Source organism: Streptomyces sp. LARHCF249 (assembly GCF_052871255.1).
Genome location: NZ_JBIXJQ010000007.1, coordinates 346,445 through 366,317 on the forward strand (window position 1 = coordinate 346,445; position 19,873 = coordinate 366,317).

General features: G+C 70.5%; 20 protein-coding genes. 14 read left to right on the forward strand and 6 right to left on the reverse strand.

The genetic code is table 11. The annotated features are described in order from the left end of the window. Positions 1 to 121: 121 nt before the first annotated feature. From atpB to ACIPUC_RS22615, 9 genes are all read left to right on the forward strand, one after another. A complete protein-coding gene (gene atpB / locus ACIPUC_RS22575; RefSeq protein WP_446591894.1) occupies positions 122 to 931 on the forward strand; it encodes a F0F1 ATP synthase subunit A in 810 nt (269 codons plus the stop codon). A 77-nt stretch (positions 932 to 1,008) separates the two neighbouring features. Beyond that, complete coding sequence (atpE, locus tag ACIPUC_RS22580; protein ID WP_030545783.1) at positions 1,009 to 1,233, forward strand: ATP synthase F0 subunit C; 225 nt, start codon at positions 1,009 to 1,011, stop codon at positions 1,231 to 1,233. Between the two features lie 42 nt (positions 1,234 to 1,275). Continuing rightward, positions 1,276 to 1,818 carry a F0F1 ATP synthase subunit B gene (locus tag ACIPUC_RS22585; protein WP_362392985.1) on the forward strand — a complete coding sequence of 181 codons (543 nt, stop codon included), beginning with the start codon at positions 1,276 to 1,278 and terminating at the stop codon, positions 1,816 to 1,818. Next, the gene (locus tag ACIPUC_RS22590; RefSeq protein WP_446591653.1) at positions 1,815 to 2,630 is read left to right on the forward strand and encodes a F0F1 ATP synthase subunit delta; all 816 of its coding nucleotides are present in this window, start codon (positions 1,815 to 1,817) and stop codon (positions 2,628 to 2,630) included. The genes ACIPUC_RS22585 and ACIPUC_RS22590 overlap by 4 nt, the downstream gene beginning before the upstream one ends. Positions 2,631 to 2,759: 129 nt before the next feature. Next, positions 2,760 to 4,355 (forward strand): F0F1 ATP synthase subunit alpha, encoded by a 1,596-nt coding sequence (atpA, locus tag ACIPUC_RS22595; protein WP_446591654.1) that lies wholly within the window; start codon positions 2,760 to 2,762, stop codon positions 4,353 to 4,355. A gap of 20 nt (positions 4,356 to 4,375) precedes the next feature. Next, complete coding sequence (locus tag ACIPUC_RS22600) at positions 4,376 to 5,293, forward strand: F0F1 ATP synthase subunit gamma (RefSeq protein ID WP_446591656.1); 918 nt, start codon at positions 4,376 to 4,378, stop codon at positions 5,291 to 5,293. Next, the gene (gene atpD / locus ACIPUC_RS22605; protein WP_384372729.1) at positions 5,293 to 6,735 is read left to right on the forward strand and encodes a F0F1 ATP synthase subunit beta; all 1,443 of its coding nucleotides are present in this window, start codon (positions 5,293 to 5,295) and stop codon (positions 6,733 to 6,735) included. The genes ACIPUC_RS22600 and atpD overlap by 1 nt, the downstream gene beginning before the upstream one ends. Before the next feature lie 140 nt (positions 6,736 to 6,875). Then, positions 6,876 to 7,247: a F0F1 ATP synthase subunit epsilon gene (locus tag ACIPUC_RS22610; protein ID WP_030008701.1), complete on the forward strand. Its 372-nt coding sequence runs from the start codon at positions 6,876 to 6,878 to the stop codon at positions 7,245 to 7,247. A 164-nt stretch (positions 7,248 to 7,411) separates the two neighbouring features. Further along, positions 7,412 to 7,858, forward strand: a complete 447-nt coding sequence (locus ACIPUC_RS22615) for a DUF2550 domain-containing protein (protein WP_257554150.1) — start codon at positions 7,412 to 7,414, stop codon at positions 7,856 to 7,858. A gap of 64 nt (positions 7,859 to 7,922) precedes the next feature. On the opposite strand, the gene ACIPUC_RS22620 is transcribed toward ACIPUC_RS22615, so the two are convergent. The 3 genes from ACIPUC_RS22620 to ACIPUC_RS22630 all read right to left on the reverse strand — a co-directional run bounded on the left by ACIPUC_RS22620 (position 7,923) and on the right by ACIPUC_RS22630 (position 11,762). Next, positions 7,923 to 9,821: a glycosyl hydrolase family 18 protein gene (locus ACIPUC_RS22620; RefSeq protein WP_446591658.1), complete on the reverse strand. Its 1,899-nt coding sequence runs from the start codon at positions 9,819 to 9,821 to the stop codon at positions 7,923 to 7,925. 115 nt (positions 9,822 to 9,936) lie between these two features. Next, on the reverse strand, positions 9,937 to 10,581 hold the full coding sequence (locus ACIPUC_RS22625) for a response regulator (protein WP_446591660.1): 645 nt from the start codon (positions 10,579 to 10,581) through the stop codon (positions 9,937 to 9,939). Next, the gene (locus ACIPUC_RS22630) at positions 10,578 to 11,762 is read right to left on the reverse strand and encodes a sensor histidine kinase (RefSeq protein WP_446591661.1); all 1,185 of its coding nucleotides are present in this window, start codon (positions 11,760 to 11,762) and stop codon (positions 10,578 to 10,580) included. Before ACIPUC_RS22630 ends, ACIPUC_RS22625 begins: the two co-directional genes overlap by 4 nt. Positions 11,763 to 11,927: 165 nt before the next feature. Here ACIPUC_RS22630 and ACIPUC_RS22635 point away from each other — a divergent pair, with 165 nt between their 5' ends. Beyond that, a complete protein-coding gene (locus ACIPUC_RS22635) occupies positions 11,928 to 12,473 on the forward strand; it encodes a hypothetical protein (protein WP_446591663.1) in 546 nt (181 codons plus the stop codon). A gap of 10 nt (positions 12,474 to 12,483) precedes the next feature. On the opposite strand, the gene ACIPUC_RS22640 is transcribed toward ACIPUC_RS22635, so the two are convergent. Next, complete coding sequence (locus tag ACIPUC_RS22640; RefSeq protein WP_446591665.1) at positions 12,484 to 13,056, reverse strand: cob(I)yrinic acid a,c-diamide adenosyltransferase; 573 nt, start codon at positions 13,054 to 13,056, stop codon at positions 12,484 to 12,486. Positions 13,057 to 13,252: 196 nt separating this feature from the next. On the opposite strand from ACIPUC_RS22640, the gene ACIPUC_RS22645 reads away from it, so the two are divergent. The 3 genes from ACIPUC_RS22645 to ACIPUC_RS22655 all read left to right on the forward strand — a co-directional run bounded on the left by ACIPUC_RS22645 (position 13,253) and on the right by ACIPUC_RS22655 (position 17,377). After that, positions 13,253 to 14,101 carry a 3-hydroxyacyl-CoA dehydrogenase family protein gene (locus ACIPUC_RS22645; RefSeq protein WP_030708166.1) on the forward strand — a complete coding sequence of 283 codons (849 nt, stop codon included), beginning with the start codon at positions 13,253 to 13,255 and terminating at the stop codon, positions 14,099 to 14,101. A 193-nt stretch (positions 14,102 to 14,294) separates the two neighbouring features. Further along, positions 14,295 to 14,618: an STAS domain-containing protein gene (locus tag ACIPUC_RS22650; protein ID WP_215148886.1), complete on the forward strand. Its 324-nt coding sequence runs from the start codon at positions 14,295 to 14,297 to the stop codon at positions 14,616 to 14,618. Positions 14,619 to 14,800: 182 nt separating this feature from the next. Beyond that, positions 14,801 to 17,377 carry an ATP-binding protein gene (locus ACIPUC_RS22655; RefSeq protein ID WP_446591667.1) on the forward strand — a complete coding sequence of 859 codons (2,577 nt, stop codon included), beginning with the start codon at positions 14,801 to 14,803 and terminating at the stop codon, positions 17,375 to 17,377. Positions 17,378 to 17,433: 56 nt separating this feature from the next. Here ACIPUC_RS22655 and nucS read toward each other — a convergent pair whose 3' ends face one another. Beyond that, on the reverse strand, positions 17,434 to 18,105 hold the full coding sequence (nucS, locus tag ACIPUC_RS22660) for an endonuclease NucS (protein WP_446591668.1): 672 nt from the start codon (positions 18,103 to 18,105) through the stop codon (positions 17,434 to 17,436). Positions 18,106 to 18,325: 220 nt separating this feature from the next. On the opposite strand from nucS, the gene ACIPUC_RS22665 reads away from it, so the two are divergent. Further along, positions 18,326 to 18,718: an SCO5389 family protein gene (locus tag ACIPUC_RS22665; protein ID WP_446591669.1), complete on the forward strand. Its 393-nt coding sequence runs from the start codon at positions 18,326 to 18,328 to the stop codon at positions 18,716 to 18,718. Positions 18,719 to 18,774: 56 nt separating this feature from the next. On the opposite strand, the gene ACIPUC_RS22670 is transcribed toward ACIPUC_RS22665, so the two are convergent. After that, positions 18,775 to 19,806 (reverse strand): LLM class flavin-dependent oxidoreductase, encoded by a 1,032-nt coding sequence (locus ACIPUC_RS22670; RefSeq protein WP_446591670.1) that lies wholly within the window; start codon positions 19,804 to 19,806, stop codon positions 18,775 to 18,777. Positions 19,807 to 19,873: the final 67 nt, after the last annotated feature.

Sequence of the window (19,873 nt, forward strand, 5' to 3'; positions counted from 1 at the left end):
GCCGCCCCACCATCCGTAACACCAGTCCAGTGCCGAACCGCGGCTGCACGCCGCGCCGACACAACGAGGTTGCCGTACCTATGCGCCACGCTGAAGGAGCCCTGCGGTGAGTGCTGCTGACATGACGCTCGCCTTCGATATCAACTGTCATTTCGAAGACACGCCTAGCTGCGGCTTCCCGGGCCCGACCCTGTACTCGTTCCTGTTCGAGCCGATCTTCGGTGACGCGGACAGCAACCTGTACTTCAACAAGACGATGCTGCTCGCCCTGCTGGGCTCGGTCATCATCGTCGGCTTCTTCTGGGCGGCGTTCCGAAAGCCGAAGGTCGTCCCGGGCAAGCTCCAGATGGTCGCCGAGGCCGGCTACGACTTCGTGCGCCGCGGCATCGTCTACGAGACGCTCGGTAAGAAGGAAGGCGAGAAGTACGTCCCCTTCATGGTCGCGACGTTCTTCTTCGTCTGGATCATGAACCTGTGGTCGATCGTGCCGCTCGCCCAGTTCCCGGTGACCGCGGTCATCGCGTACCCGGCAGGCCTCGCCGCGATCATCTACATCATGTGGATGTCGGTGACCTTCAAGCGCCACGGCTTCGTCGGCGGCTTCAAGAACCTGACGGGTTACGACAAGTCCCTCGGCCCGATCCTGCCGATGGTCATGGTGATCGAGTTCTTCTCGAACGTCATCGTCCGCCCGTTCACCCACGCGGTCCGACTGTTCGCGAACATGTTCGCCGGTCACACCCTGCTGCTGCTGTTCACCATCGCCAGCTGGTACCTGCTGAACGGGATCGGCATCGCCTACGCCGGTGTCTCGTTCGTCATGGTCATCGTGATGACCGCGTTCGAGCTCTTCATCCAGGCTGTCCAGGCTTACGTCTTCGTGCTCCTGGCCTGCAGCTTCCTGCAGGGCGCGCTCGCCGAGCACCACTGAGCGAGTTCGCTCCGCAAACCCCCGAATCGTCCGGTGGCCAACCCCCACCGGTCCATGAAAGAGAAGGAAGAACTGGCATGTCCCAGACCCTTGCTGCCGTCGAAGGTTCCCTCAGCTCCGTCGGTTACGGTCTCGCGGCGATCGGCCCGGGCGTCGGCGTCGGCATCATCTTCGGTAACGGCACGCAGGCTCTCGCCCGTCAGCCTGAGGCTGCCGGTCTGATCCGCGCCAACCAGATCCTCGGCTTCGCCTTCTGTGAGGCGCTCGCCCTCATCGGTCTGGTCATGCCGTTCGTCTACTAAGACGAACTCAACGACTAGTCCGAATCGACGAAAGGCACTGATGTGAACCTCCTGGTTCTCGCGGCCGAGGAGCCGGGTAACCCCCTCGTCCCGCCGATCCCCGAGCTCGTCATCGGTCTGATCGCCTTCGTCATCGTCTTCGGCTTCCTCGCGAAGAAGCTCCTCCCGAACATCAACAAGGTTCTGGACGAGCGTCACGCGGCGATCGAAGGCGGTATCGAAAAGGCAGAAGCCGCTCAGACCGAGGCTCAGAGCGTCCTGGAGCAGTACAAGGCCCAGCTCGCCGAAGCCCGGCACGAGGCCGCGCGCCTGCGCCAGGAAGCGCTGGAGCAGGGCACTGCGCTGAAGGAAGAACTGCGCGCAGAGGGCCAGCGGCAGCGTGAGGAGATCATCGCTGCCGGCCACGCCCAGATCGCGGCCGACCGCAAGGCCGCCTCTCAGGCGCTGCGTCAGGACGTGGGCAAGCTCGCCACCGACCTGGCCGGAAAGCTCGTCGGCGAGTCCCTCGAGGACCACGCCCGGCAGAGCCGCACGATCGACCGCTTCCTCAGCGAGCTCGAGGAGAAGGCCGAGGCCGCCCGATGAACGGAGCGAGCCGCGAGGCGCTGGCCTCCGCGCGCGAGCGTCTCGACGCGCTGACGGACAACACGTCCGTCGACGCGGCGAAGCTCGCCGGTGAGCTGGCTGCCGTCACCGCGCTGCTCGACCGTGAGGTCTCGCTGCGTCGGGTCCTCACCGACCCGGCGCAGTCCGGCGAGGCCAAGGCCGAGCTGGCCGGTCGGCTGCTGGGCGGCCAGGTGGGCGGGGAAACCCTCGACCTGGTGTCCGGCATGGTCCGGTCCCGCTGGTCGCAGTCCCGTGACCTGGTGGACTCGCTGGAGGAGCTGGCGAGCACCGCCGACCTCACCGCGGCCCAGCAGGGCGACGCGCTCGACAACGTCGAGGACGAGATCTTCCGCTTCGGCCGGATCGTCTCCTCGAGCACCGAGCTGCGTGCCGCGCTGACCGACCGTGCGGCCACCACCGCCGCCAAGAGCGAGCTGCTGCGCAGCCTGCTCGGCGGCAAGGTGAACGCCGTCACCGAGCGCCTGGTGATCCGTCTTGTCACGCAGCCGCGTGGACGTAGCCTGGAAGCGGGACTCGAGTCCCTTTCCACGCTCGCCGCCGAGCGCCGCAACCGCATGGTCGCCACCGTGACCAGCGCGGTTCCGCTCAGCGACGTGCAGCGGCAGCGTCTCGGCGCGGTGCTGGCCAAGCTGTACGGCCGCCAGATGCACCTGAACCTCGACGTGGACCCCGAGGTCCTCGGCGGGATCTCGGTGCGGGTCGGCGACGAGGTCATCGACGGCACCATCGCGGACCGCCTCGCAGAGGCGTCCCGCCGCATGGCCGGCTGACCAGCCACCAATAGAACAACGCATTCCTAGCGGCCCGGTTGGGCCGTGCAGAACTTGCAGAAGATTCCTGGGGGTCGCCCCCAGACCCCTAAGAAGCTTCAGGCCCAACAAGGAGAGCAGGGAACCCAGATGGCGGAGCTCACGATCCGGCCGGAGGAGATCCGGGACGCACTGGAGAACTTTGTCCAGTCGTACCAGCCGGACGCGGCCTCGCGCGAGGAGGTCGGAACGGTCAGCGTTGCCGGCGACGGCATCGCGAAGGTGGAGGGCCTGCCCTCCGCCATGGCGAACGAGCTGCTGAAGTTCGAAGACGGCACCCTCGGTCTCGCCCTCAACCTCGAGGAGCGCGAGATCGGTGCGGTCGTCCTCGGCGAGTTCAGCGGTATCGAGGAGGGCCAGCCGGTGCAGCGCACCGGTGAGGTGCTCTCCGTCGGCGTCGGCGAGGGCTACCTCGGCCGCGTTGTCGACCCGCTCGGCAACCCGATCGACGGTCTCGGCGAGATCGCGACCGAGGGCCGCCGCGCCCTCGAGCTGCAGGCCCCCGGCGTCATGGTCCGCAAGTCGGTCCACGAGCCGATGCAGACCGGCTACAAGGCCATCGACGCGATGGTGCCGATCGGCCGTGGCCAGCGTCAGCTGATCATCGGCGACCGTCAGACCGGCAAGACCGCCCTGGCCGTCGACACGATCATCAACCAGCGCGACAACTGGCGCTCGGGCGACGTGAACAAGCAGGTCCGCTGCATCTACGTCGCCATCGGCCAGAAGGGCTCGACCATCGCGTCCGTTCGCGGCGCCCTGGAAGACGCCGGTGCGCTCGAGTACACGACGATCGTCGCCGCCCCGGCGTCCGACCCGGCCGGCTTCAAGTACCTGGCGCCGTACACCGGTTCCGCCATCGGCCAGCACTGGATGTACGCCGGCAAGCACGTCCTGATCATCTTCGACGACCTGTCGAAGCAGGCCGACGCCTACCGCGCCGTGTCGCTGCTGCTGCGCCGCCCGCCGGGCCGCGAGGCCTACCCGGGTGACGTCTTCTACCTGCACTCCCGTCTGCTGGAGCGCTGCGCGAAGCTGTCCGACGACATGGGTGCCGGTTCGATGACCGGTCTGCCGATCGTCGAGACCAAGGCGAACGACGTGTCGGCGTTCATCCCGACCAACGTCATCTCCATCACCGACGGCCAGTGCTTCCTGGAGTCCGACCTGTTCAACGCGGGCCAGCGCCCGGCGCTGAACGTCGGTATCTCGGTCTCCCGCGTCGGTGGCTCCGCCCAGCACAAGGCCATGAAGCAGGTTTCCGGCCGTCTGCGCCTGGACCTCGCCCAGTACCGTGAGCTGGAGGCGTTCGCCGCCTTCGGTTCCGACCTGGACGCCGCGTCGAAGGCTTCGCTGGAGCGCGGCAAGCGCCTGGTCGAGCTGCTGAAGCAGGGCCAGTACCAGCCGATGCCCGTCGAGGAGCAGGTCGTCTCCGTCTGGGCCGGTACCACCGGCAAGATGGACGACGTCCCGGTCAACGACATCCGTCGCTTCGAGTCGGAGCTGCTGGAGCACCTGCGCCGCGAGCGCAAGGACCTCCTCACCTCCATCGCCGACGGCGGCAAGATGTCGGACGACACCCTGACGTCGATCGCCGACGCCATCGCCGCCTTCAAGCGCCAGTTCGAGACCTCGGACGGCAAGCTCCTGGGCGAGGACGCGCCGGCCGTCAACGTCTCCAAGTGACGACGGAAGGGACCTGACTCATGGGAGCGCAGCTCCGGGTCTACAAGCGTCGCATCCGTGCCGTCACGGCGACCAAGAAGATCACCAAGGCGATGGAGATGATCGCCGCCTCGCGCATCGTCAAGGCGCAGCGCAAGGTGGCGGCATCGATGCCGTACGCGACCGAGCTCACCCGTGCGGTGACCGCGGTGGCGACCGGTTCGAACACCAAGCACGCCCTGACGACCGAGGTCGAGACGCCGACCCGCGCCGCGGTTCTGCTCATCACGAGCGACCGCGGTCTGGCCGGCGGCTACTCCTCCAACGCCATCAAGCAGGCGGAGCGGCTCACCGAGCGGCTGCGCGGCGAGGGCAAGGAGGTCGACACGTACATCGTCGGCCGCAAGGGTCTGGCCTACTACGGCTTCCGCGAGCGCAAGGTCGCGGAGTCGTGGACCGGCTTCACCGACAGCCCGGCTTACGCCGACGCCAAGCGCGTCGCGGCGCCGCTGATCGAGGCCATCCAGACGGAAACGGCCGAGGGCGGCGTCGACGAGCTGCACATCGTCTACACGGAATTCGTGTCGATGATGACGCAGAACGCGGTGGACGGCCGGATGCTGCCGCTCAGCCTCGACCAGGCTGCGGAGGAGACCGGTGCGAAGGGCGAGATCCTTCCGCTGTTCGACTTCGAGCCGTCGGCGGAGGACGTCCTCGACGCCCTGCTGCCGCGCTACGTCGAGAGCCGCATCTACAACGCACTGCTGCAGTCGGCCGCTTCCGAGCACGCCGCCCGCCGCCGCGCGATGAAGTCGGCCACCGACAACGCCGGAGACCTCATCAAGAGCCTCTCCCGGCTTGCCAACGCGGCCCGCCAGGCCGAAATCACCCAGGAAATCAGCGAGATCGTCGGTGGCGCGAGCGCCATGGCTGACGCGACCGCGGGGAGTGACAAGTAATGACGACCACTGTTGAGACGGCCGCCGCCACGGGCCGCGTCGCCCGGGTCATCGGCCCGGTCGTCGACGTGGAGTTCCCCGTCGACGCCATGCCCGAGATCTACAACGCCCTCAAGGTCCAGGTCGCCGACCCGGCCGAGGACGGCAAGCTCAAGACCCTGACCCTCGAGGTCGCGCAGCACCTGGGTGACGGCCTCGTCCGTACCATCTCGATGCAGCCGACCGACGGTCTGGTCCGCCAGGCCGCGGTGACCGACACGGGCGAGGGCATCACCGTCCCCGTCGGTGACTTCACCAAGGGCAAGGTGTTCAACACCCTCGGTGAGGTGCTGAACTACCCGGAGGAGAACGCCAACGTCTCCGAGCGCTGGCCGATCCACCGCAAGGCGCCCCGCTTCGACGAGCTCGAGTCGAAGACCGAGATGTTCGAGACCGGCGTCAAGGTCATCGACCTTCTCACCCCGTACGTCAAGGGTGGAAAGATCGGTCTGTTCGGTGGTGCCGGTGTCGGCAAGACCGTTCTGATCCAGGAAATGATCTACCGCGTCGCCAACAACCACGACGGTGTGTCGGTCTTCGCGGGCGTCGGTGAGCGTACCCGTGAGGGCAACGACCTCATCGAGGAGATGGCCGAGTCGGGCGTCATCGACAAGACGGCCCTCGTCTTCGGCCAGATGGACGAGCCCCCGGGCACCCGTCTGCGCGTCGCCCTTGCCGGTCTGACCATGGCGGAGTACTTCCGCGATGTGCAGAAGCAGGACGTGCTCTTCTTCATCGACAACATCTTCCGGTACACCCAGGCGGGTTCCGAGGTGTCGACCCTGCTCGGCCGTATGCCCTCCGCGGTGGGTTACCAGCCGAACCTGGCCGACGAGATGGGTCTCCTCCAGGAGCGCATCACCTCGACCCGTGGTCACTCGATCACCTCGATGCAGGCGATCTACGTCCCCGCGGACGACCTGACCGACCCGGCGCCGGCGACCACCTTCGCCCACCTCGACGCGACGACGGTTCTCTCCCGTCCGATCTCCGAGAAGGGCATCTACCCGGCCGTGGACCCGCTGGACTCGACGTCCCGCATCCTCGACCCGCGGTACATCGCGGCGGACCACTACGCCACGGCGATGCGCGTCAAGGGGATCCTGCAGAAGTACAAGGACCTCCAGGACATCATCGCGATCCTCGGTATCGACGAGCTGGGCGAGGAGGACAAGCTCGTTGTCCACCGTGCCCGTCGTGTCGAGCGCTTCCTGTCGCAGAACACCCACGTGGCGAAGCAGTTCACCGGCGTGGACGGTTCGGACGTTCCGCTCGACGAGTCGATCACCGCGTTCAACGCCATCTGCGACGGTGACTACGACCACTTCCCCGAGCAGGCGTTCTTCCTGTGCGGTGGCATCGAGGACCTGAAGGCGAACGCCAAGGAGCTGGGCGTCTCCTGATCCGGCGCGCTCCTCGCGGAGCGCATCCGGTTCGAAGGTTTCACGGAGAGGGGCGGGTATGTCCCGTCCCTCTCCCCACGCCCATTAGAATTTGACCCAACACCCGGCTGACCCGCCGGGTGGTGACCCGAGGAGCCACCTTGGCTGCTGAGCTGCACGTCGAGCTGGTCGCGGCGGACCGCAATGTCTGGTCCGGCGAGGCCACCCTTGTTGTCGCCCGCACCACGTCCGGCGACATCGGCGTCATGCCCGGTCACCAGCCGCTTCTCGGTGTGCTGGAATCGGGCCCGGTGACCATCCGTACCAGCGACGGCAACACTGTCGTCGCAGCGGTGCACGGCGGATTCATCTCGTTCGCGGACAACAAGCTGTCCCTGCTGGCCGAGATCGCCGAGCTCGCGGACGAGATCGACGTCCAGCGTGCGGAGCGGGCACTGGAGCGCGCGAAGGCGGAGGCCGATGCGGCCGCCGAGCGTCGCGCGGATGTCCGGCTGCGCGCCGTAACGGGCTGAACACCCGTCGGAGTTTGAACCGCTGAGTTCCGGAGGGCGACCTCCGGGACCCGGCAACCCTCAGCCGCGGTCCGTTCTGGAATTTTCCAGACCGGGTCGCGGCTGAGGCGATGCAGGTCGTTTTTTTGGCATGCGGTATTCGATGAGCGAGGAGGTCGGTGAAGATGCTCCTCGCTCTGCTTGTGAGCGGCCTGGTCGTAGCCCTGGTGGTGATCGGGCTGTTTGTCTTCGGACTGCGCCGCAGACTCATCCAGCGGTCCGGCGGCACCTTCGACTGCAGCATGCGCTGGGGGGTGCCCGAGGAGGCCGACACCTCCGGCAAGGGCTGGGTGTACGGGGTCGCGCGCTACAGCGGCGACCGGATCGAGTGGTTCCGGGTGTTCTCGTACTCCCCGCGCCCGCGCCGGCTGCTGGAGCGCTCCTCCATCGAGGTCGTCGCCCGCCGCGCCCCCGAGGGCGAGGAGGAGCTGGCCCTGCTCTCCGATGCCGTCGTGCTCGGCTGTGTCCACCGGGGGACCCGCCTGGAGCTGGCGATGAGCGAGGACGCGCTGACCGGCTTCCTGGCGTGGCTGGAGGCGGCGCCTCCCGGGCAGAGGGTGAATGTCGCCTGAGGCGGTTCAGACGTGAAGAAGCCGGGGAGACGGGGGCGGACCCGTCTCCCCGGCTTCGGTCTTGCTACTGCAGCCCGGTGTGGATCGCGCTCGCGAGCTCACCGTTCGAGGTGTCGCCGCTGAACTCCCAGAAGAAGGCTCCCTTGAGCCCCTGCTGCTTGGCCCAGGTCATCTTCCCGGCGATGGTGGCCGGGGTGTCGTAGCTCCACCAGTTGCTGCCGCACTTGGCGTAGGCCGTGCCGGCGACGGTGCCGGTGGCCGGGCAGCTGGTCTTGAGCACCTTGTAGTCCTCGATGCCCTGCTCGTACGTGCCCGGGGCCGGTCCGGTGGCCGTACCGCCGGGTGCGGCCTGGGTGACGCCGGTCCAGCCGCGGCCGTAGAAGCCGATGCCGAGGTTGAGCTTCGAGCCGGCCACGCCCTTGGCCTTGAGCTTGGCGATGGCTTCGGCCGAGTTGAAGCCGGCCTGCGGGATGCCGGTGTAGGAGGTGAGCGGGGAGTGCGGGGCCGTCGGGCCCTGCGCCGCCCAGGCGCCGAAGAAGTCGTACGTCATGACGTTGTAGAAGTCGACGTACTGCGCGGCCCCGGCGTAGTCGGCCGCGTCGATCTTGCCGCCGCTGGAGGCGTCGGCGGTGATGGCCGCGGTGACCAGGTTGTTCGCGCCGAACTTGGCCCTGGTGGCCTGCATGAGGTTCTTGAACGCGGCCGCGCCGCTGGTGTCACAGGACAGGCCGCAGGCGTTCGGGTACTCCCAGTCCAGGTCGATCCCGTCGAACACGTCGGCCCAGCGCGGGTCCTCGACCAGGTTGTAGCAGGAGGCGGCGAAGGCGGCCGGGTTGGCCGCGGCCTGCGGGAATCCGCCGGACCAGGTCCAGCCGCCGAAGGACCACAGCACCTTGATGTTCGGGTAGGCCTTCTTCAGCTTGCGCAGCTGGTTGAAGTTGCCGCGCAGCGGCTGGTCCCAGGTGTCGGCCACGCCGTCGACGCTCTGGTCGGCGGTGTAGGCCTTGTCGTAGTCGGCGTAGGCGTCACCGATGGTGCACTGGCCGTTCTGGACGTTGCCGAAGGCGTAGTTGATGTGGGTGATCTTGCTCGCCGTGCCCGACGTGACCAGGTTCTTCACGTGGTAGTTGCGGCCGTAGACCCCCCACTCGGTGAAGTAGCCGAGCTTGACCTTGCCGCCCGGGTCCGGCGGGACGACCCCGCCGGCCGTGGTCACCGAGGCCGAGCCGGAGGACGGGCCGGTCTGGTCGACGGTGTCGCGGGCGGTGACGGTGTACTGGTACGTGGTGCCCTTGGTCAGGCCGGAGTCGCCGTAGCTGGTGCCCGTGACGGTCGCGATCCTGGCGCCGCCGCGGTAGACGTCGTAGTTCTTGACGCCCTTGTCGTCGGTGGCCGCCGGCCAGCTCAGGGTCAGCGAGGTCTCGGTGACGCTGCTCGCGGTGGGGGTGCCGGGCGCGGTGGGGGGAGTGTCGCCCGGCTGGGTGCCGTCACAGGAGGCGCCGTTGATCTTGCAGCCGCTGGGGGAGCCGCTGCCGGTGCCGTTGAATCCGAAGCTGGCGGTACCGCCGGGGGCGAGGGTGCCGTTCCAGCCGACGTTCTTGCCGGTCCAGTGGGTGCCGGAGCTGGTGACGGTGGCGTCCCAGGCGGAGGTGACCGCGGTGCCGGCCGGGTAGTCCCACTCGACGGTCCACGAGGTGATCGTGGTGGTGCCCGTGTTCTTCACCGTCCACTTGCCCTCGAAGCCGGTGCCCCAGTCGGAGACCTTGGTGTACGTCGCGGTCGCGGACGTGGCGGCCTGGGCGGGGCCTGCCAGCACGACGAGCCCGGTGACGGGCAGGGCGAGGGCGGCCACGATCGCCGCGACCCGCGTGAAGAACCGGGTGCGCCTGGTGCGGGGTGGGGATGCTGTGCTCAAGGGTGATCCTCCGTAGGTCCGTCGCGGTCGTGGGGCCGACGTCGACATGGGGGTGGGACCTGCGCCGCCCGTGAGCACGCTTTGTCATGGCACGCTCACCACAGTGTTGTGCGGTGAGAGTAGAAAGGTCTGGACCAACCGTCAAGAGGTCCAGACCTCCTGCCTAGAGGCCCAACTCCTGGGCCAGCACGGCCGCTTGGACCCGGCTGCGCAGCTCCAGCTTGCCCAGGAGGCGGCTGACGTGCGTCTTCGCCGTCGCCTCCGCCATGTCCAGGCGTACGGCGATCTCCGCGTTCGACAGCCCCGCGCCCAGGCAGGACAGGACCTCGCGCTCGCGGCGCGTCAGCGTCTCCAGCGCCGGCGGCGCGGCGGGCCTGGCCGGTTGCGGCGGAGCGGCGAATTCCGCGATCAGGCGCCGGGTCACCGCCGGGGCGATCAGGCCCTCCCCGCGCGCGACGGTCCGTACCGCCTCGATCAGCTCCGCGGCCTCCGCGTTCTTCAGGAGGAAGCCCGCAGCCCCCGCCCGCAGGGCCCCGAAGACGTACTCGTCGAGGTCGAAGGTGGTCAGCACCAGGACGTCGGCCAGCCCCTCCGCGACCACCTGGCGGGTCGCGGACACCCCGTCGAGCCTCGGCATCTGCACGTCCATGAGGACGAGATCCGGCCGCAGCTCCCGGGCCAGGCGCACCGCCTCCTCCCCGTCGGCCGCCTCGCCCACCACCTCGATACCGCCCGCACTGCCCAGGATGAGCACCAGCCCGGCCCGTACCGCGCTCTGGTCCTCGGCCACCACCACCCTGATGGTCATGCCTCCACCGCCTTTTCTTCCGCGGGCAGAGTCGCCCGCACCCGCCACAGCTCGCCGGCCCGGCCCGCCGAGAACGCCCCGCCCAGCAGCTCCGCCCGCTCCCGCATGCCGATCAGCCCGGCGCCGGAGCCGGGGGCCCGCGGGCCCGGGCGCTCCCCGTACGGGGAGTCCACCGCCACCGTCAGCTGTCCGTCCGACCGGGCCACGCGGATCGTGACCCTGCCCGCGACGGCGTGCTTGAGCGCGTTCGTCAGCGACTCCTGGACGATCCGGTACGCCGCCAGCTCCACCGGGGCCGGCACCGGATCCCCCGGCGGCCGGTCGTCGTGCAGTACGAACTCCAGTCCGCTCCCCGATCCATTGGTACGGGCCTGTCCGAGCAGCGCGTCCAGGCCGTCCAGGGTGGGTACGGCGACCGCCTCCTGCTCCGCCCCCGCGTCCCGCAGCAGCCCGATCAGGCGGCGCATCTCGGCCAGTCCCTGGACGCTGTTCTCCCGGATCACCCCCAGGGCGTCCCGGCTGGTGTCGGCCCGGTCGATGGAGAGCGCGGCGGTGGAGTGGATGGCGATGGCGGACAGGTGGTTGGCCACCATGTCGTGCAGCTCCCGGGCCATCCGGGCGCGCTCGGCGGCGACCGCCTGGCTGCGGTCCATCTCGGCCAGCAGCGCGGTCTGCTCGGCCCGCAGCCGGGCGGCCACGGCGGCCTCGCGGTGGTTGCGCAGGGTGGCGCCGGTCAGCGCCGGGGCGAAGCTGACCAGGCCGGTGACCACGCCGATCAGCAGGGCCTCCGGGGTCCGCAGCCAGGCCAGGAAGCCGATGGTGACGGCCACGGTGACCAGGCCGGTGCTGACCGGGATCCGCCGGGCCGCGGCGGGACTCCCGTAGACGACGGCCGCGTACATCAGGTCGGTGAAGATCAGGACGGTGGCGAGGCTGCCGACCGTGAACTCGTTGGCGATCACGCCGAAGGTGCCGACGGTCAGCGCCAGCTGCGGCCTGGTGCGGCGCAGCAGCTCCAGCGCGCTGAGGACCACGAGGGGCACCAGCGCGGCCCAGGCGGGAAGGAGGTGGCGGCTGGCGCTGCTGTAGACCCCGAGCGACCAGAGCACCAGGCCCGCGAGCAGGCCGACCACCGCGAGCAGGACGTCATGGCGGTGCGGGCGCAGGCTCTTCGTGGTCACGGTCCCATCCAACAGGGTGTGCGGGGCGCCGGCCTCGGCGGAGAGGCCGAGTTGCCGCTACATCGAAGGATGCAGCGGCCTTTCCTCACCGGCGACGACGAAACGGGCCGGATCGGACGGGAGCCTGTGAGGGAAGCGTCAGTCCCGAGCCGAACGGAGAGTCCTGTGATCGTCGCGCTGATCATCGCCTGCGAGGTGGGCTTCTGGGTGCTGCTGGCCGCCGGCCTGGCCCTGCGCTACCTCGCGAAGAAGCCCCGGCTGGGGGCGGCGGTCCTGCTGTGCGAGCCGCTGATGGAGCTGGTCCTGCTGGTGGTCACCACGCTCGACCTCAAGAACGGCGCCGCGCCGGACTGGAAGCACGGGCTGGCCGCCCTGTACGTCGGGTACACCGTCGCCTACGGCCACTACACGATCACGTGGCTCGACGGCCACGCCGCGCACCGGCTGGCCGGCGGACCCAAACCGGCCGGTGCCGGATACGGCAGGGCGAGGGCCGCCCACGAGTGGCGGCTGTGGATCCGGACCGTCATCGCGGCCGCCGTCGCCCTCGGCCTCCTCCAGACCGCGATCTGGTACGTAGGCGACGCGGGCGACGTGAGCTCGCTGAAGGCGTGGCAGTACGGTGCCCTGCGGGCGGTCGGCATCCACGCCCTGGTCGCCGCCGGCTACACGGTGTGGCCGAAAAGGGCCCCGGCGGGCCAGGTCTCGTAGCCCGAACCGGCTAGCGCTCGCCGCCCGGCACCCACAGCACGTCCCCGAGCTCCTTGTTGGCCGTGCGGGCCAGGATGAACAGGAGGTCGGACAGGCGGTTCAGGTAGGTGGCGGTCAGCGGGTTCATGACCTCGCCGTGCACCTCCAGGGCCGCCCAGGTGGAGCGCTCGGCGCGCCGGACCACCGTGCACGCCTGGTGCAGGAGGGCGGCGCCGGGGGTGCCGCCGGGGAGGATGAAGCTGCGCAGCTTCTCCAACTCCTCGTTGAAGGCGTCGCAGTCCGCCTCGAGCTTGTCGATGTAGAACTGCTCCACGCGCAGCGGCGGGTACTGCGGGTTCTCGACCACCGGGGTGCACAGGTCCGCGCCCACGTCGAACAGGTCGTTCTGCACCCGGACCAGGACCTTCACGACCTCGGCCGGCAGGTCGCCCAGCGCGATCGCCGCCCCGATCGCCGCGTTGGCCTCGTTGGCGTCGGCGTAGGCGGAGATCCGCAGGTCGGTCTTGGCCGTGCGGCTCATGTCGCCGAGCGCGGTCGTGCCCTTGTCGCCGGTACGGGTGTAGATGCGCGTGAGGTTCACCATGCCGCCAGGGTAGTCCGGGCCAACTGCGGGCATCCGCCGCACTGCTGGGCCGTACCGGTGTGATGTCCGTCATCTGAGACGTGACGCGTGTTACTTCACGGTCACACCGCACCGGCCGGGCGCTAGTCTCCGCCGGAGTGGCTACGAGACCGGGCCGTTTCATGAGACCGGGCCTGTTCAGAACAAGGGGTGTGCAGTGGCTGGGAAGCTTGCCGTCATCGGTGCCGGCTTGATGGGATCCGGGATCGCTCAGGTCTCCGCTCAGGCGGGCTGGGACGTCGTCCTGCGCGATGTCACCGACGCCGCGCTGACCCGCGGCACGGACGGGATCAAGGCCTCGTACGACAAGTTCGTCTCCAAGGGCAAGCTGACGGCCGAGGACGCCGAGGCGGCGCTCGCGCGCATCACGACCACGACCGACCTCGACGCCGTCGCCGACGTCGACATCGTGGTCGAGGCCGCCTTCGAGAAGATCGAGATCAAGCACGAGATCTTCCGGGCCCTCGACAAGATCGTCCGCGAGGACGCCATCCTCGCCTCCAACACCTCCGCCATCCCGATCACCAAGATCGCGGCCGTGACGGAGCGCCCGGAGCGGGTCGTCGGCGCGCACTTCTTCTCGCCCGTTCCGATGATGCAGCTCTGCGAGCTCGTCCGCGGCTACAAGACGAGCGACGAAACCCTCGCCACCACCCGCGCGTTCGCCGAGTCCGTCGGCAAGACCTGCATCGTCGTCAACCGCGACGTCGCCGGCTTCGTGACGACCCGTCTGATCTCCGCGCTGGTCGTCGAGGCGGCCAAGCTGTACGAATCCGGCGTGGCCTCCGCCGAGGACATCGACATCGCGTGCAAGCTGGGCTTCGGGCACGCCATGGGCCCGCTGGCCACCGCCGACCTCACGGGCGTCGACATCCTGCTGCACGCCACCAGCAACATCTACACCGAGTCCCAGGACGAGAAGTTCGCGCCGCCGGAGCTGATGCGCCGGATGGTGGACGCCGGGGATATCGGCCGCAAGAGCGGGCAGGGCTTCTACAAGCACTGAGGCCGTCAACCGCAAGGCCGCAAGGCCGTGCAGCCGAGCACCACTGTTCGAATGTCATCACCCGTCCGGGTGATTTAGGTATCGGTTCGCTCACGGTCGGCAACTTCCCTGCCCGTGCGGCAGTCAGTTGCAGTGAGAGTTGCCGACCACGGACCAGTCGGACCATACGTACGCAGTACCGCCGGGAGTACACATGCACATCAGGGGCGACCACGCCGAACTCGTCGTCGGGGGTCGCCTCGACGTGCGCAGCGCGGCGGACGCCCGTACGGTCCTCCACACCGCCCTCGACGACGGCCACGGCGACCTCGTGCTCGACCTCACCGGGCTCGACTCCTGGGACGCGACCGGCCTCGGCGTGATCATGGGCGCGCACCGCAGGGCCGGCCGGACCGGACGGCGCCTGGTGCTGCGCGGGGTGCCGCCGCAGATGCAGCGGCTGCTCGTGGCCACCCGGCTGCACCGGATCCTCGCGATCGAGGGCGGGCTGGAAGCGGAGTCCCTGCCCCGCGTGTGAATGTAGCGCTCCGTTTTCCTGCGGAAACGTAACGGTCCGGTGGTGATGGCACCCCCGCGGTTCCCCGCGCGACCGGCCACGGTCTAGGGTTCGGGCGGAAACCGGACCAGTAGCGGCAGCGGCGTGTGCGAAGGCCGGGCGGTACGACGGCGAGGCGCACGGCGCGATCGGGGGACATGGTCATGGACCACATACAGCGGCAGGGCACTCCGGGGGAGCAGTCCGGGGGCGCTGCCGAGCTGCCCGCACCCGCGCTCTCCGCCCCGGCCGTGCCCGCGCCCGTGGCGCCCGCCCGGGTCGTCACCCTCACGGCCGGCGAGTTCACGCTCACCGTCAACCCGGTCGACGGCAGCGAGATCGAGCCGCTCCGCCCCGGTGTCCGCCCCGGCCGCCCCGCCAAGCGCGACGCGGCCGCCCGCGCCGCCCGGGACGCCGCCACCCGGCCGCCCGTACCGCCCGGTGCTCCCGCCGCCGCGAGGCCGCTGCTGGAGCGCGAGGAGGAGTGCGAGCGGCTCGTACGGCTGCTGGGCCGGGGGCGGTCCGTACGCCTGACCGGACCCTCAGGCTCCGGCCGTACCGCCCTGCTCGACGCGGTCGCCGCCCAGTGCGCGGGACTCGCCCCCGACGGCGTCGTACGGCTCTCCGGCTACGGGCACCAGCAGCCCGCCGAGCTGCTCCACGCCCTGTACGCGACCGTGTACGCGGCCTCGGACCAGCGGCCCGACCGGATCGAACTCCTGGCCCGCGTACGGGACATCGGCGCCATCGTCCTCCTCGACGACCTGGAGATGGGCGGGCCCGCCCTCGACGAGCTGCTGCACGCCACCCCCGAGTGCGCGTACCTGCTGGCCGCGACCCCCGAGATCCGCTCTCCCTCCGACGACTCGCACCTCGAGGAGGTCTTCCTCGGCGGGCTGGGCAAGGCCGACTGCCTGGAGCTGCTGGAGACGCGCCTCGGCCGGCCGCTGACCGACCTGGAGACCGCCTGGGCGTCCGACCTGCGGTTCGCCTCCGAAGGGCTCCCGCTGCGCTTCGTACAGGCCGCCGCGCTGCTGCGGCAGCGGGACGAGCTCAACCACACCGGCGAGGACGACGACGAGGAGGAGCCCGGCGTCTTCGACGAGCGCCCCCGCGACGCCGTGGAGGTGCCGCTGCCCACGCTCGCCGAGGGCGCGGCCCCCGCGGAGCTGCTGGCCTCGCGGGTCAGCGAGTCGGGGCGCGCCGCCCTGCGGATCGCCTGCGCGCTGGGCGGGGAGCTGCCGCACCACGCGCACCTGCCGGCGCTGGTGGGGGACACCCACGCCGACTCGGCGGTGGCGGAACTGCTCGACTGCGGGCTGCTGACGCCGGTCGGCACGCGCTACAGGCTGGCCGCGGGCGTCGCCCGGCAGCTGGAGGAGGTCGGGTACGGGGACACCGCGGCCGAGGAGGCCCGTACGGCCGCCCGGCACTACGCCTGGTGGACCGGTCACTCCTCGGTGACGCCGGAGCGGATCGCGTCCGAGGCGGACGCGGTGCTGTGCGCCCTGTCCGGTGCGGACGTGGTGGCCGCCGTACTCCTCGCGCGGACGGCGGCCCCGGCGTTCGCGGCCTCGCTGCACTGGGAGGCGTGGGAGCGGGTGCTGCGCTCGGGCGCGGAGGCCGCGCGCAAGGCCGGGGAGGTCGCCGAGCAGGCGTACTTCCACCACGAACTCGGCGTGCTCGCCCTGTGCGAGGGACGCCTGGACCGGGCGCGGGCGGAGCTGGAGACCTCGATCGGGCTGCGCGGGGCGCTGGCCGACAAGCGGGGCACCGTGGCGGGCCGCAGGGCGCTGGCGCTGGTCGTGGACCGGGAGGCCGCCGCCGAGGTCGTGGTGTCGCCGCCGCTGCGGCTCGAGCCGCCGGCCATCGCCCCGGCCGCGGCACCTGCGGCGCTGCCCGCGGGCTCGTCGTCCGGCGGTTCCGCCGCGTCCGCCGGTTCCGGCTCGGCCGTCGTGCCCGGTCCGGCTGCCGCGCCCGGCGTGACCGCGGGGCACGGCCCGGCCGGGGCGGCCGGTTCGGCCGCCGGACCCGGCTCGGGCGCCCCCAGGGCCGCAGTCGCCCCCGTCGTCCCTGCCGTTTCCGCCGCCGTCTCCGAGGCCGTGACACGGGTGGCCCCGGTGGTGCCCGTCATCCGGCGCCCCGAGGCGCCCACGACCCTCTCGGAGGTGTTCGAGGACGCCTTCCCGATGTCGCCGAAGCCGAAGCCGAAGCCGGAGCCCGCCGCAGCCCCCCGTCCCACCGCCGCCGAACCGGCCCGCGCCGGCGCGGCCGCCCGTCGGCGCCGGGTGCTGCTGGCCGGTGCGGGCGCGCTCACGGTGGTCGCGCTGGGCACGGTGGTGAGCCTCGCGCTGAGCTCCTCGGACACCTCGGCGCCGCCCGCGACGCAGAGTCCGGCGGCGTCGTCCACCCCGGCGCGGACGGCTCCGGCGGCGGTACCGGAGTCCAGCGGGAACGATCCTGCACCGGCGCCCTCCGACCCGGCCGCCCCGCAGCCGTCGCAGTCCGCCGCCCCGGGGGAGACCACCGGCTCGACCCCGGGCCGTACCCCGTCCCGTACGCCCTCGCGCCGCCCGCAGTCCACCCCGCCGCAGCCCCCGGCCTCCTCGCCGGTCTCGCCGCCGCCGACCTCCGCGGAGCCGTCTGCCTCGCCGACGCCGACGGAGACCGCCCAGCCGTCGCCGACGGCCACCACGGGCACGGGTACGGGCACGGCGACGGCCACCGCCACCGGTCCCTGAACGCGCAATGGCTCCGTCCCTCGGGACGGAGCCATGGTGACGCGAAGAGCAGCGGGTCAGAACAGCCGCAGCTTGTCGTCCTCGATGCCGCGCAGCGCGTTGTAGTCCAGGACCACGCAGTCCATCCCGCGGTCCGTCGCCAGGACCTTGGCCTGCGGCTTGATCTCCTGGGCCGCGAAGATCCCGCGGACCGGGGCCAGGTGCGGGTCGCGGTTCAGCAGTTCCAGGTAGCGGGTCAGCTGCTCGACGCCGTCGATCTCGCCGCGCCGCTTGATCTCCACGGCCACCGTCGCGCCGGAGGCGTCCCGGCACAGGATGTCCACCGGCCCGATCGCCGTCATGTACTCGCGCCGGATCAGCGTGTAGCCCTCGCCCAGCGTGTCGATGCGGTCCGCGAGGAGCTCCTGGAGGTGTGCTTCCACGCCGTCCTTGATGAGCCCCGGGTCGGTGCCGAGCTCGTGGGAGGAGTCGTGGAGGACTTCCTCCATGGTGATGATGAGCTTCTCACCCGCCTTGTTGACGACGGTCCACACGCCGGCGTCGTCACCGCTCCCCTCTTTGAGGGTGCACGGGGGCGACATCCAGTTGAGCGGTTTGTACGCCCGGTCGTCCGCGTGGATCGAGACACTGCCGTCGGCCTTCACGAGGATCAGACGGGGTGCCGAGGGCAGATGGGCGGTGAGCCGGCCCGCGTAGTCGACGGAGCAGCGGGCAATGACGAGACGCATGGTCGGCAACGCTACTCGACGGACGGCTCTCCACGCGATTCGCCCCTGAAAGCCCCCTTCGCCGATGGCGCGTTGTATGCGCATTCTCCTGGTGCGTCACCCGTGGGGCGCCTACCGTGGTGAGCGGGAGGTTGCGGAGCGTGCACGCTGCGTCGCGGCCTCCTTCCCTGCCCGTAAGACTCCGGCAACCCAATCGGCCGGGGTCACGAGAGGAGAACCCATGTCGCTCGACGTCTCACCGGCCCTACTCGAACAGGCCGAGCGAGGCGAGGTCGACGAAGCGGCTTTCGTCGACTGCGTCCGGACCTCCCTGCCTTACGCATGGGGGATGATCAGCTCGCTGGTGGCCCAGTTGAAGGTGGACGGCGGACAGTTCGCCGACAACCAGACGCCGCCGCCCGACGAGCAGGCGCGCGGGCAGCTGCTGCGCGCGCTCGCGAGCGACGCGATACGCGGTGCTCTGCAGCGGCACTTCGGAGTGCGCCTGGCGTTCCAGAACTGTCACCGGGTGGCGGTGTTCCCGCTGGACTCCTCGGTGGACGACCGGCTGGCCAAGTTCACTTCGATCCGTGGTCAGCTGCTCAACCAGTCGCCCGGGCTGCGGGACTGCTAAGAGTGCCGTCCGGTCGACCGGGCCGGACGGCACCCGGCAGCGCCGGCCGGTAGGTCTCAGCCGAGACGGGGCAGGACTTCGGTGCCGAGGCGCTGTACGTTCTCCTCCGTCGCGGCGAGATCGCCGGAGCCCTCCGTCAGGAGGGCGAAGCGCGTGATGCCGGTCCGCTCGGAGGTGACCGCCAGCCGGTCCACGGCCAGTTCCGGTGTGCCCACCGGGTGCAGATCGCACAGGAGTTCCGTGTACGCGACCGGGTCCCGCATCGCGCGCACCCGGCCGTCCACCGTCACATGCGCGTCCAGACCCTGTTTGAGCCAGCCCGGCAGCGCCTTCAGCAGCGTCTCGCGCGCGTCCGCCGTACGGTCGGCCAGCTGGCAGACCCCGGCGGAGACGTGGCCCGCGCCGTCGACGTACTCCCGGGAGTGGCCCGCCGCCAGTGCCGTGGACCGCCACAGCGCCACCATGCCGGCCTTGTCCTCGTCCCCGCAGTGCATGCCGAGCAGCATGGGCAGCCCCCGCCGCGCGGCCATCCGTACCGACGTGGGAGAAGTGCAGGCCACGATGACCTCCGGGCCCGCCCCGTCCCCGTCCAGGGCCTCCGAGGGGCGCGGTACGACGGCCACCTCGCGGAATCCGTACCGCTCGCCGGCGGTTCCCACCCGCGCCTCCGTCAGCCAGCGCCGCAGCAGGTCCAGGGACTCCGGGAAGCCGTTGTCGTACGCGTCCAGGCCGCCCCCGAACACCTCCAGGTCGACCCACGGCCCGCCCCGGCCCACCCCGAGGGTGAACCGCCCGCCCGAGGTCAGGTGCAGCAGCGCCGCCTGCTCGCCGAGGGTCACGGGGTGCGTGCTCGGCAGCACGCTGACCGCCGTGCCCACGCGCAGCCGCCGGGTCCGGCCCAGCAGCAGGGCCGCCAGGGTCACCGCCGAGGGGCAGACCCCGTACGGGACGAAGTGGTGTTCGGCGAGCCAGACCGAGTCCAGCCCGGCCTGTTCGGCCACTTCGGCGGTCCGCACCGCCCGGTGCAGCGCCTCTCCCTGCCCCTGACCCGGGAACTGGGCCGCCAGTACAAATGCTCCTACGCGCATCGCCTTTACCCTCCTCGCGGCTGACGCGGCCTCCCCAGGTGGACCGGTTCTTCCTATGGCAACAACG

Bases quoted from the DNA above. Each gene is read 5' to 3' on its own strand.
- atpB (WP_446591894.1), top strand. From the start codon at position 122: ATGACGCTCGCCTTCGATATCAACTGTCATTTCGAAGACACGCCTAGC.
- ACIPUC_RS22640 (WP_446591665.1), bottom strand. From the start codon at position 13,056: ATGGTGAACCTCACGCGCATCTACACCCGTACCGGCGACAAGGGCACG.
- ACIPUC_RS22625 (WP_446591660.1), bottom strand. From the start codon at position 10,581: ATGACCATCAGGGTGGTGGTGGCCGAGGACCAGAGCGCGGTACGGGCC.
- ACIPUC_RS22655 (WP_446591667.1), top strand. From the start codon at position 14,801: ATGGACCACATACAGCGGCAGGGCACTCCGGGGGAGCAGTCCGGGGGC.
- ACIPUC_RS22650 (WP_215148886.1), top strand. From the start codon at position 14,295: ATGCACATCAGGGGCGACCACGCCGAACTCGTCGTCGGGGGTCGCCTC.
- ACIPUC_RS22600 (WP_446591656.1), top strand. From the start codon at position 4,376: ATGGGAGCGCAGCTCCGGGTCTACAAGCGTCGCATCCGTGCCGTCACG.
- nucS (WP_446591668.1), bottom strand. From the start codon at position 18,105: ATGCGTCTCGTCATTGCCCGCTGCTCCGTCGACTACGCGGGCCGGCTC.
- ACIPUC_RS22620 (WP_446591658.1), bottom strand. From the start codon at position 9,821: ATGTCGACGTCGGCCCCACGACCGCGACGGACCTACGGAGGATCACCC.
- ACIPUC_RS22665 (WP_446591669.1), top strand. From the start codon at position 18,326: ATGTCGCTCGACGTCTCACCGGCCCTACTCGAACAGGCCGAGCGAGGC.
- ACIPUC_RS22590 (WP_446591653.1), top strand. From the start codon at position 1,815: ATGAACGGAGCGAGCCGCGAGGCGCTGGCCTCCGCGCGCGAGCGTCTC.
- atpE (WP_030545783.1), top strand. From the start codon at position 1,009: ATGTCCCAGACCCTTGCTGCCGTCGAAGGTTCCCTCAGCTCCGTCGGT.
- atpD (WP_384372729.1), top strand. From the start codon at position 5,293: ATGACGACCACTGTTGAGACGGCCGCCGCCACGGGCCGCGTCGCCCGG.
- ACIPUC_RS22670 (WP_446591670.1), bottom strand. From the start codon at position 19,806: ATGCGCGTAGGAGCATTTGTACTGGCGGCCCAGTTCCCGGGTCAGGGG.
- atpA (WP_446591654.1), top strand. From the start codon at position 2,760: ATGGCGGAGCTCACGATCCGGCCGGAGGAGATCCGGGACGCACTGGAG.
- ACIPUC_RS22615 (WP_257554150.1), top strand. From the start codon at position 7,412: ATGCTCCTCGCTCTGCTTGTGAGCGGCCTGGTCGTAGCCCTGGTGGTG.